Source organism: Bacteroides ovatus (genome assembly GCF_001314995.1).
GTDB lineage: Bacteria > Bacteroidota > Bacteroidia > Bacteroidales > Bacteroidaceae > Bacteroides > Bacteroides ovatus.
Genome location: NZ_CP012938.1, coordinates 106,978 through 119,673, shown reverse-complemented (window position 1 = coordinate 119,673; position 12,696 = coordinate 106,978). Strand labels below are relative to the sequence as shown.

8 protein-coding genes are annotated in these 12,696 nt (G+C 41.1%); 1 reads left to right on the top strand and 7 read right to left on the bottom strand.

Going from position 1 to position 12,696, the window contains the following annotated elements:
• The 6 genes from Bovatus_RS00415 to Bovatus_RS00390 all read right to left on the bottom strand — a co-directional run bounded on the left by Bovatus_RS00415 (position 1) and on the right by Bovatus_RS00390 (position 9,626).
• On the bottom strand, positions 1-882 hold the full coding sequence (locus tag Bovatus_RS00415) for a sugar phosphate isomerase/epimerase family protein (RefSeq protein WP_004296918.1): 882 nt from the start codon (positions 880-882) through the stop codon (positions 1-3).
• Positions 883-888: 6 nt separating this feature from the next.
• A complete protein-coding gene (locus Bovatus_RS00410) occupies positions 889-2,853 on the bottom strand; it encodes an outer membrane protein assembly factor BamB family protein (RefSeq protein WP_004296919.1) in 1,965 nt (654 codons plus the stop codon).
• A gap of 27 nt (positions 2,854-2,880) precedes the next feature.
• Positions 2,881-4,272 (bottom strand): RagB/SusD family nutrient uptake outer membrane protein, encoded by a 1,392-nt coding sequence (locus tag Bovatus_RS00405; protein WP_004296920.1) that lies wholly within the window; start codon positions 4,270-4,272, stop codon positions 2,881-2,883.
• A 23-nt stretch (positions 4,273-4,295) separates the two neighbouring features.
• Positions 4,296-7,739, bottom strand: a complete 3,444-nt coding sequence (locus Bovatus_RS00400) for a TonB-dependent receptor (RefSeq protein WP_004296921.1) — start codon at positions 7,737-7,739, stop codon at positions 4,296-4,298.
• A 208-nt stretch (positions 7,740-7,947) separates the two neighbouring features.
• Entirely contained in the window at positions 7,948-8,937 is a 990-nt protein-coding gene (locus Bovatus_RS00395) for a FecR family protein (RefSeq protein ID WP_004296923.1), read from the bottom strand.
• Between the two features lie 86 nt (positions 8,938-9,023).
• The gene (locus Bovatus_RS00390; RefSeq protein WP_004319547.1) at positions 9,024-9,626 is read right to left on the bottom strand and encodes an RNA polymerase sigma-70 factor; all 603 of its coding nucleotides are present in this window, start codon (positions 9,624-9,626) and stop codon (positions 9,024-9,026) included.
• Between the two features lie 195 nt (positions 9,627-9,821).
• Between Bovatus_RS00390 and Bovatus_RS00385 the strand changes: the two genes are divergently transcribed.
• A complete protein-coding gene (locus Bovatus_RS00385) occupies positions 9,822-10,526 on the top strand; it encodes a pirin family protein (protein WP_004296925.1) in 705 nt (234 codons plus the stop codon).
• 105 nt (positions 10,527-10,631) lie between these two features.
• Here the strand turns inward: Bovatus_RS00385 and Bovatus_RS00380 are convergent, their stop codons facing one another.
• Positions 10,632-12,689 carry a protein-disulfide reductase DsbD family protein gene (locus Bovatus_RS00380; RefSeq protein ID WP_004296926.1) on the bottom strand — a complete coding sequence of 686 codons (2,058 nt, stop codon included), beginning with the start codon at positions 12,687-12,689 and terminating at the stop codon, positions 10,632-10,634.
• Positions 12,690-12,696: the final 7 nt, after the last annotated feature.

Here is a 12,696-nt window from a genome sequence, read left to right as displayed (position 1 = left end):
TTATTTCTGATTTTTATAGTCATTAATTATTTTATTGAAAGTCTCAACCACCCGTTCCGGTGTCGGACGCGTATTGTCGTTTTCATGGTCTTTGGTAGCTTCATACATGAAAACCCCTTCATAGCCGATTCCTTCGAGTGCATGCATTAACTTTCCCCATTGAATGTCACCTTGTGTAGGAAGCCAATGACACTCGTTGACAAAATCAAAGTCCGAAGCGTGTATAGTACCTATACGTTCACCAACAGTTTCTACAAAATGCCCTGTCGTCCCTTTAGTATAATGATTGGTATCAAAACAAACCTTCACACCCGGAATATCTTTGATCATCTCCAAAAGCTCTTCAGGAGTATTACCCAGGCAAGTTCTCGGCAGATTTTCGATGCACAACTGTGCTCCTATTTGATCCGCATATTTTTTCAGATAAGCGATAGACCTGGAAGCGTTAGTTATTCTTTGTGCCCGAATACTGTCAGTAATAGGCTCAGAACTAGGATGCAATACCAAACATTTCGGCTGAAATTGAGCACACTGTCCAATCATCTCCGCCATAAAATCTACATTTTCTTTCCTTTTCTTTTCATCCAGCACCGATATGTCCAACATGCGTGAGAAAGGAAGATGTATAGACCAGACCTTGATACCGGCACTATCAATTTTTGCTTTCATATCCCGGATACGAGGAACAACTTCATCTGCCGGAACTCCTCTATAACACTGGTTAAATGCTACTTCCACATACTCTACCCCCACAGACCGAGCTTGAGAAAAGTCTGTGGAAGCAGGTACTTTCCACAAAGCTGTAGTCGTACCTACTTTATATTTCTGTGCATATAAACCCATTGTCATCGCCATAAATAAGATAAAAACAGGAACTCTCATTATCGCTTACTTTTGACGGTTTGTACCTTGAATATCACCACCACGAATACTCCAGGAGTCTGTTGCTAATGTCTTATTGACAGCAAAAGCCTTTATCGAACCGATATTATTAGATCCGATCGTTCCGCAATAAAGCCGTCTGTCCGGACCAATGCTAACAGCTGCCATGACCTGTTGTCCCACAGTCTCTTCAAAAACAATGTTTCCATTAGTGATGTCAAGTCCCAGCACTTTGTTATTCGATTGGGTACCTATATAAAGAATACCATCCGTACTCAAAGCACCTCCACTGTAGTTCAAATTGTTACCCACATTTTTCTCCCAGATTTTAGATCCGCTGGCATTTACTGCATGAACAGTCTGCGATCCTTTTTCAGTAAAATAGACATTGCCATTTTTATCAGCAATCGGGAAATAAGCATCTCCTTTTGTAGTCGGATACGTCCATTTCTTTGTTCCGTTTGTCATATCAACAGCAACGAGTCCTCCGTTTTTCAAAGTCGCATAAAGTACCTGATCCTTCAAAGCAAACGTAGCCTGTTCTGTCACATTCACTTCTTCCAATTTCCAATTCTGCTCTTTATTCGGTTTAAAAGAATAAATGGCTGCACTTGTACCTGCATAAACATTTCCGGCTTTATCAATAGCCACAGCACTACCGGTTGCTCCGTCAAGCGATTGTTGCCATTTAATAGCACCACTGGATGCATCCAGCGCATACAACGTACTCTTATTGGTGAGACAGTAAAGAACACCATCGGCCGACAATGCAGGGAAAGCTCCTATCGCAGCATCCAATTTTACTGCCCACTTTTGAGTTCCGTTCGGATTAATAGCATATACATTATTAATAGTGGCATTTCTTACACACTGATAGATTGTACCATCAGGAGCCACCAACGCACCTCCGCCATAAGTTATCTGACTGATAGCAAACACCCACTTGAATTCACCGCTCACTACGTCAATAGCAAATAAATGACCCGCAGGAGTAGATGTCGGGATATACATTGTTTTTCCATCCGGAGAGAACACCGGATTGGAGGTCTTTACATATCCGGTAAGTCCACCGAAGTTCAAATCGACAGAATTCCATTTATAATTGCCGACCGTGACAGTCAGACTGCCCGACTCGGTGGTATTATTAACATAAGTCACCGTTACAGCCACTGTATAAGTACCGGTAGTAGTAAAAGCATGCACCGGATTGTTTTCTCCCGATGTCGTACCATCACCAAAATCCCAACTTACCGATTTCACTTCACCAGCCATGAAATACATATCGTTATAAGCAAAGGTAGAAGGCTCCCACACAACCAGTTCCGTACTAGCGAGAATAGGATAGATCAATCCGGGAGTAGCAGAAGTTTCCACCGCAATAGAATTGCCTGTAGGATAAACACAGACTACATTGAATGTATATTCCTGATCGTTAGTCAAACCATCAACGATGTATTCTTCCAATGAAGTATCATCCAGATTGATAATCTGATTACCGGGATTCACGGTAACCTGATAGCGAGTGAAACGTTCACTTGCAGGTTTCGTCCATCTCAAACGCACTCTTTCATTGCCGGCTGCTGCCGTCAGATCAGAAATCGGATATCTTGCATTCTTCGGTGTACAGGCAGCAGTAGTTTTACTGGCCAATCCTCCCGCATAACGAGGTTGCACAGAAAAAGTGTAAGCAACATCGTTCACCAGATTATTGATAGTGGCAGTCATTGTTTTTGCATCCACAGTCATCTCGCCTCCTTCCGCTTCTGATGATCCGGAAGTCCAAAGAATCAAATATTCATTCGGACGGGCATTCTCGTATGCTTCCCAGGAAAGAGTCACATTCATATCTCCGGCTGTTGCCGTTAGTGACTTCAGTTCATATAAATCGAAACTTGCCTTTGGCAGATCTTCTTCACAAGCAGTAAAGACTACCGTGAAAATAAACAACAAGCTATATAGTATTTTTTTCATCGTTTGATTTCTTTTAGTTTAATCCTATTAATATCCCGTATTCTGCCACAACAGTTCTGTGTTGTTTATTCTTTCCAACTCTGTTTTTGGAATAGGATACAGGAATTGATAGTCCTGAATAATATGTCCTTCTGCTTTCATAGCCTCCTTAGCACCTCCCATACGTACCAAATCAAACCAACGCTGTCCTTCATAAGGAAACTCCTGTTGACGTTCCAACATAATCGCTTTACGGAAGCTATCCTGATCGGGCAGCTCTGTTATCTGAAGCGGAGACAATCCGGCACGAGTATGCACAGCATTCAAAGCAACCATAGCTTCTGAATTCTGCAAATTACTATAACTGATTTCATTCAAAGCTTCAGCGTACATTAACAGCACATCGGCATAACGGAGAATAATCTGGTCATTACCGACTGTATTATAGGTCGCACTTTTGACATCCTTAAATTTATTCATCACGCATACTTTATCTTCCACCTTTACATAGGTAATCAGATTCTTGCGCTTATCCCCATCTTTGTAGCACTCTTTCAGAGACTTTGTCTGATTGGTATCATCAGTCAGATTAATAATAGAGAACCAATATCCATGTCCTTCTCCTTCAACATCCTTATTAAAGCGAACAGCAAAAATAATCTCATCGTTCATTTTATTGTTCACGTCAAACACCTGTTCGGGGGTAGTCATTAAAGAATACCGACCCACTAGTTGAGATAGCACATTGCGAGCCTCCGTCCATTTATGGAAAGTCAGGTAAATCTTGCCGAGCAATGCCATTGCAGCACCGGAAGTCACTCGTCCCATATCGGCACTTATATAAGAAGACGGCAACATATTTTCATTAATAACCTGATTCAAATCACCGACAAGAAAATCATAAACCTGTTGATCGGAACTGCGCCCGATTTTAAGAGCTTCAGCCACCGTCACCACTTTATTAGTCATCGGTATCCCTCCCCATAAACGATACATATTAAAATAAGTAAGGGCACGGATAAAAAGAGCTTCGCCTTTATATTGTTTTTTCAGAGTTGCGTCGAAGTTGGCCTCATCAATTCTATCTAATACAAGATTGCAACGATAGACTCCATTATTAAAGTTCGCCCAGGCATCTTCCAAAATTCCGTTAGAGGCTTTATCTGCAAACTGATCGATATCATAACGATCTTGTGTTCCGGCAGTGGGCGCACTCAATGTCAAATTATCACTCCGATATTCGCAACACTCTGTAAAATAGGAAACTTGTGTCTGCAATTTGGAGTAACATCCTATCACAGCTACATTAAAATCTTCCGCTGTCTTATATACCTTGTCGGTAGGCACACTGCTACTCGGTTCCAAATCGAAGAAACTATCTGTACAAGCAACTGATAACAAGGCAGTTGATAGGAATAGTATTAGTTTATATTTTTTCATATAACGTGTATTTTAAAGGATGATTAAAGTGTTATGTTTAGCCCAAACAAGAATGTTTTAGCTAATGGATAAGTTCCATAATCCTCACCCGGTGAAAGAGAATTACTCGGACGTGCATTTACTTCCGGATTATATCCGCTATAATTAGTCGAAGTCCATAAATTTTGTCCGGAAACGTAAACTCTTAATTTTTCCACGAAAAAGCATTGAGTCAAGTTCTTCGGCAAAGTATATCCTAGTGTCACATTCTGCAGTCGCAGATAAGAACCATCTTCAAGATGCCAAGTTGAAGTACGACCATTATAACCCTTTGACTTACGATTGGCACGGTTCACCTGACCGTTTCCCGGATCTTCCGGACTTTTCCAACGATTCAAGGCTATAGTGGTGCCATTGGTATTACCTTCCAGATTATCAATGTAACGACGATTCAGATTCAGAATCTCATTGCCATATACTCCTTGAAAATTAAAATCAAGGTCAAATCCCTTAAACCAGACTTTACCACCAAACCCATAGGTAAAATCGGGCATATAGTTACCCACGATTGTACGATCTTTATCCAAATCCATCACTCCATCCCCGTCTACATCCACAAAGCGGAAATCTCCCGGCTGGGTATTGCTGAAATGAGGATACTTTTTTAATTCTTCTTCATTGGAGAAAATTCCATCCTGCACCAACAGATAATAACATCCGATGGGTTCACCGACTTTCGTTATGTAATAAGCATGATCTACGCTACCGGTAGATATGATAGGAGCATTACCCGGACCGAGTGCCTTCACTTCGTTCGTATTAGTGGCATAATTAGCATTAAACGAATAACCGAAATCTTTAGTTATATTCTTCTGTGAGGTCAAAGCAACTTCCCATCCCCTATTATTCACTTTACCGATATTCATCAATGCAGTGCTATATCCGGTCAGGTGGGGAACTGGTACATTCAACAACATATTAGAGGTATTGGTATTATAATAATCCACAGTTAATCCCAGCAATCCTTTGAACATCTGCAAATCAACACCCACATTCACCATCGCATTCTTTTCCCAACTCAAATCCTCATTCTTTATGGTACTAGGTTTATATCCATTCACCAACTGCCCATTGCCTGTACCGAGTATATAGTTATCGGAAGCCATCAGAGACAAATGATCATAATTGCCAATCTGGAAGTTACCGGTCACTCCATAACTCGCTCTTAACTTCAAATCATCAACAAACGACAGACACTTAGCCTTCATAAAGAAGTCTTCTCCGCTTATTCTCCACGCCAAAGAAGCTGAAGGAAAATATCCCCACCGGTTATTCTTGCCAAAACGGGAAGAACCGTCTGCACGAATAGCTGCCGAAGCCATATATTTACCTTTATAGCTATACTGCATACGCGCCAGATAAGAAGCAATCGTCCATTGGGTTTTATCAGATGCACCTTTCGTCACCGTACCTCCGGAAATTGTTTGTATATAGTCGTTCGGGAAATCGGTCGCCGTCACATTATCTCCTTTATATGTCTCTTTTTGAGCCGACTGTACTAAGACCACATTGATAGAATGAGCATCTTTAATCGTTGTGTTATAATTGATTTTATTCTCCACCAACCAGTTGAAATAAAAACCTGATGAACTGTAGGCTGTCGGATTTGACTTTACATCATAATACTTTTGTCCCAATAAAGGAAGTTCCGAAGAACGATATTGGTCATTATGCGAACCATAATAATCGCCACCAAAAGAAATGTTATAAGTAAGCCCCTTATACAACTCCAATTCAGCAAAAACTTTTCCGACAATCGCCATACGGTCTACGACATCCGATTGTAAGTTTGCCATGGCTACCGGGTTCAATACGGCATTATGCTGATAGTCATTCCCAATTCTCCAATAGCCATTTCCCTGATAATTATAGCTGCCATCCGCATTATACACCGGCCATACCGGAGGCATCATCAATGCCGATTGCACAATACCATTAGATCCGGAAGCATCTACCCGATTGGAAGTAGAATAGGAAGGAGAGAAATTCAGACCGAATTTCAGTCTTTTATATTTCCCGTCCAAATTCATACGCATACTATATTTCTTAAAGTCGGAATTAATTATAATACCTTCTTTATCATAATAGTTGGCTGAAATGAAATAGCCGACTGTCTTTCCTCTGCCGGAAATAGAAACATTGTGGCTGGTAGTAGCAGCAGTACGAAAAATAGCATCTTGCCAATCCGTATCCGTCAACCCCTTATCACCATTCAGATAGGGAAAGAGTTCGGTAGGAATACGTTCCCATGAATTCGGGCGCATTCCATTCGGGTCATCCGGTGAACCTCCGGGATTAGCATCCAGATAAGCGTTGTCATGACCATCCTTTGCAAATTCGGCAAACTGATATGCATTCATCATTGAAAGTTTCTTCGAAACACTCTGGATACCATAATATCCATCATACTGCACTTTCATCTTTTCCGACTGTCCCTGCTTGGTCGTGATAATAATTACACCGTTGGAACCGCGACTACCATAAATAGCTGCCGACGAAGCATCTTTCAAAACTTCCACAGATTCGACATCATTATTATTCAGATTGGCAAATCCACGTTCCACCGGCACGCCATCAATAATATAAAGAGGATCACTACCGGCATTAACCGTACTGATACCACGAACACGGATACTTACACTTCCCTCCGGATCACCACTTGGCTGTGTAACCTGTACCCCCGGCATCTTACCTGCCAACGCCTGACGAAAGTCTGAAGCAGAAACATCCGCAATTTGTTCAGCTTTCACGGAAGAAATAGAAGTAGAGACGTCTCTTTTTCTCTGAACTCCATATCCCACCACTACTACCTCATCAATCATCTTACTATCTTCTACCAACGTGATTTTCGCCGTATTTTTATCCTTTGCAGAGATATTTACCGTTTTATATCCAATATAAGAAATAGTCAATGTTGCAGACTCCGGTACATTCATTAATGAATAACGTCCGTCAATATCGGTAATCGTACCACTGCCTTCTCCCTTAATCTGCACACTGGCACCAATCACCGGTTCTCCTTTATCATCTGCAACTATTCCCTGGATAGTGCGTGCACGTTGAGCAGTTTCTTCTTTCTTAAGCGGCTGTTTGCTGACAGCAATTGTATGATCGGTCCTATTGAAATAAAGCTTGGCCTGGGAAGTAATTTCTCCCAGAATCTGTTTTAATGAAGCATTTTTAATGTCGAAAGAAACTCTCGGAGCCTTGTTCACCGTCTCCTGATCATAGAGAAACTTAAAATTAGTCTGTTTGCTGATTTTATTGAAAACACTCTCTACCGGCTCGTTTTGCACACGAAGCGTAATATCATGCTCTTTCAATGTCTGAGCAGCAGCCGGAGCTATTAAAATGAAGGTGAATAGTAAAAAAGCTAAAAACGAACAGCTATTTTTACTTATCCCTTTACAAATAAGAAGATTATTCATAAATTTGTGCGTTTTAGTAATTGACTAAAGTTATTAAAAACAAGCAATGCGCGATACGTTATTCATTTGGGTCGAAGCTTATGAATATCCGTCCGGATTGCGGATAGAGGCATTCCTTTGGAGTGCTTCTATCATTTTGGGGAGGTTCATGAAGGAGCTGTTTTCATCTATTATTTTTTAAAAGGTTGAACATTATCTATTATTCATCTCATTCTTTATAAAGAAGTACATTGATGCCCTCTTTCTTATATTTGATATCACCGCTGATAAATTCAATGGATTTAAGTACCGCTTCCAGACTCTTGTTATCATGTTCGCCGGTAATCAAGTTGTTGAAATCCTGACCGGGAGCAAAAGTAATCCGGCAATTATATACCCGTTCCAGTTCTTTTGCCACATCGCGGATAGGTGTACTGTAAAAGCGTAACCCACCTTTCATCCAGACAGCCACTCCCCTATCCTCTGTTTTCTTACTATATTCTCCGGAAACAGTATTGATAAGCACCTGTTCTTTAGCAGTCAACCTCATCATCGCTTCCGGCAAATCGACCTGCACCTTACCACTCTCCACACTCACAGACACTATTTCATCTGTTGAATAGGATTTTACATCAAACCGGGTACCTAACACCTGAACATCCAGTCGCTTCGTCCTCACAACAAATGGCATCTTTTCATTACGGGCAACACGGAAATATCCCTCTCCTTCAAGTTCCACTTCACGGAGATCTCCAACAAAACGATCCGGATAACGCACTTGCGAACAAGAGTTCAGAACCAAAAGAGTCCCGTCCGGCAAAGTCACTTGTCTTTTCTCACCAAAGGAAGTGGTAATTTCAGCCAATGTGACCTGTTGTTCATTCATATACCGGAAAAAGTTGACACTCCCTATGATAATGGCTATTACAGCCGCTGTACTGACTGCCACCACAGAAGCCCGGCGGAACCATGTACGTTTTTTGTGTTCAATACGCTTCAGTAATTGGCGTGCCTCTCTCTTATATTTTTCCCGCTCCAAATCATTACCAGGTTGCAGGTTCCCGGATTCTTCCCAAACCTCTGCTGCCAGTTCGTTCAATATATCTTGGTTTTCTGAATCCTTAATACTTTGCAACAACTGTGAAGCATCATCCCGGGTATAAAGATCATCCAGGTAACGATGCAATTTATCTTTTTCTGTTTTAGTATCTTTCATCATATATTCAATATAAGGATATTAATTTCCTTCCCTTTGTATAAGTAATACACAAAAGTAAGAAAGAGCTAGGGTGTGATTAACATTTATTATAAATTCAAGCACAATAGAATCAAAAGTACATCGGCTGATGTACTTGAATATTTAGTCAAATAGGAACGAATCACTTTTAGAGAAAGAGAAATATGTTCTTGCACTGTATGAACTGAAACGCCCAATGCTTCGGCTATTTCTTTATGAGACATCTGTAGTTCACGGCTCATTTTAAATACCTCACGCTGGCGGGGCGTTAATTGCTCCAATGCACGGGCAATAATCTCTTTCAAATCATTGAGCAGAATATGATTATTCGTTTCGTTCGCTGAATCGATCGCTTGAGAAAGAATCTGCTCTTTCAGCTGATCTTCATTAGCCATATCCCGCAACTGATTCAAAATACGATTACGTACAATAGTATAAAGATAGGAAGAAAAAGAGGCTTCGGGATTGATGAAACGACGGGTTTGCCAAACTACCGTAAACGCATCCTGAAATATATCCTCCGCAAATTCATGCGACTTGACGAATTTCAGGGCGAAGTAGAGCAAACGATTCTTATAAGCGGCATAAAGTTCGCAAAAGGCCTCTTCATCTCCGTCTATCAGACGGAGAACCACTTCCCGTTCATCCATTAGAGTGTCTGTTGCGTACATACTTTCTTTATTTTTGGCCACAAAGGTATTGTTATGATGTTACAAACGTATGTATTTTTTCTGAAATAAAAAAATAAAGCTCCCTTCTTATTAAATCTCCCGTTAAGAACTTTATCTACCTTTCCATTGTTATTAGTAATAGTAAAGTGCAAATAAGACGCACACCAAAGTTCTATTAAAAAAGAAAGGAAGATTATGAAAAAAGTAATCGACAGAGCTTCATCAAGAGGCTATTTCAATCACGGCTGGCTCAAGACCCATCACACATTCAGTTTTGCCAACTATTATAATCCGGAAAGAATTCATTTCGGAGCATTACGAGTGCTGAACGATGACAGTGTAGACCCGTCTATGGGATTCGATACACATCCGCATAAAAATATGGAAGTGATTTCCATCCCTCTGAAAGGTTACCTGAAACATGGTGACAGTGTACAAAACACAAAAACCATCACTCCGGGTGATATTCAGGTTATGAGTACAGGCAGCGGCATTTATCACAGTGAATACAATGGCAGTGATAAAGAACAACTGGAATTCCTGCAGATATGGGTATTTCCACGAGTTGAAAACACCAAACCGGAGTATAACAACTTCGATATTCGTCCGCTCCTGAAACCAAATGAACTGGCGCTAATCCTGTCTCCGAACGGGAAGACTCCAGCTTCTATCAAACAAGATGCATGGTTCTCTATGGGAAGTTTCGATACGGAAAAAACAATCGAATATAAGATGCATCAGGAAGGTAACGGAGTATATATCTTCGTACTTGAAGGAGAAATCACAGTGGCGGAAGAACGGCTGTCCAAACGTGATGGTATCGGTGTTTGGGATACAAAAGAATTCCCGATACATATATTAAAAGGAACCCAACTTCTATTAATAGAAGTACCCATGTAATTTTCGCTAAAATTTCAATTTATTCTATTCAAAAAGCGGCCTCATCGAAAAGATGAAACCGCTTTTTTATTCATTGTCCAAGATTGGTCATTATCGGAGAAATCGTTATTTTCCTTTCTTATAATTCTCCAATCCGGTCTGTAAGAATTCAATATACTTAGGAATATCTTCGTTATAAGCATACGACTTATTCAACGGTTTACCCTGATTGTCCAGCAATACATAGAAAGGCTGGGCATTAGCTCCGAATTTCACACGTTGCAGATAGCTCCATTTATCACCGACAGTACGCAAAGTACGTTCTGTACCGTTTTCGATAATCTTCACAGGTTCAGTCAACGGAGTTTTATTATCTACATAAAGTGTAATCAATACGTAGTCGTTATTAATCAAATCACTCACTTTCGGGTCAGTCCATACCGCTGCTTCCATCTTACGGCAGTTTACGCAACCATATCCGGTAAAGTCGAGCATAACCGGTTTTCCGTTCAGACGGGCATATTCCATTCCTAAATCATAGTCATCGAATTTCGCGTGTACATCATTCTTATGCAGATTGAAATCTTGCGTCTGCATAGGCGGAGCAAATGCAGATACGGCTTTCAATGGTGCTCCCCACAAACCGGGAACCATATATACGGCAAATGCTAAAGAGATTAACGCCATAAAGAAGCGGGTTACTCCCACCTTATTATCATCGTCATCGTGCGGGAATTTGATCTTGCCCAACAGGTAGAATCCAAGCAAAGCAAAGATGACAATCCATAAAGCCAGGAATGTTTCGCGGTCAAGCAATCTCCAACCATAAGCCAAATCAGCAACTGACAAGAATTTAAGTGCAAATGCTAATTCGAGGAAACCCAGCGTAACCTTGATAACATTCATCCATCCGCCGGATTTTGGCATCGATTTCAGCCAAGACGGGAACAGGGCGAAGAGTGTGAACGGCAATGCCAAAGCGATGGCAAATCCTAACATACCGATTGCCGGAGCAACTACGCTTCCTGTTGTAGATACCTGTACCAGCAAGAAGCCGATAATCGGACCTGTACAAGAGAAAGATACCAATGAAAGCGTGAAAGCCATCAGGAAAATACTTAGCAATCCGGTCGTAGATTCAGCTTTGCTATCTACTGCATTTCCCCACTTCGACGGCAGCCTGATTTCAAACGCTCCAAAGAATGAAGCAGCAAAAATCACCAGCATCAGGAAGAAGAGAATGTTGAAAATAGCATTGGTAGATAAAGCGTTTAATGCACTGGCTCCGAAAATCAAAGTAATAGCCAAGCCCAATGCCACATAAATCACTACAATAGATGCACCGTATGTCCACGCATCACGAATTCCTTTCTTTTTGTCTTTACTACGTTTTAAGAAGAAACTGACTGTCATCGGAATAATCGGCCATACACAAGGGGTAAACAATGCCAATAATCCACCCAGAAAACCAGTAATGAAAATATATATCCAGGACATATCTTCCTGACCATGTTCTTCTCCTAAAGCTTGTAAATCACTGATTACCGGTTTCCAAAGATCACCCGATGCAACAGCAGGCTGAATATCCGTAGCAACTTCGGTTGTAGTTGCAGGCACCAGTTCCATCATCGCAGAAGAATCTTTCGTAACAGCAGGAACGGGTTCTTCTTTTTGCTTATCCACTACCTTTTGTTCCGGTTGCTCTGTTTTTGTTGCAGCGGCATTTCCGGCTTTTGCTACTCCGGAATACTTAAACGGCACCTGAGTAGGAGGCAGACAACTCTCGTCATCACAAGCTCCATATTCCAGATAACCTTCGATTGCGTAAGCTCCACCCGTGAATTTTACTTTCTGCACAAACTTTGCTGTATTCTCGAAATAGCGTACCTTCATTTCGAACAATTTATCGAAAGTAGATACTTCTTTGCCTACAGGCTTCAGTTTGCCTACAAGCTCGACACCCGATTTATTATCAACATTGAATGTTGCGGAAATAGGGCCGCCATCTCCCAGATCGGTAGAATAAACATGCCAACCTTTATCCATGGTAGCTGTAAACACCACCTCTGCCTCCGTATCGGAGAGAGCTGTCAGCTCTGTTTTAAACTTTACCGGATCTTTGATCTGCGCTTGCAATGCATATACAACAAAGCTTAAAAGCAGGAAAGAAATTATTTTTCTCATCTTTATT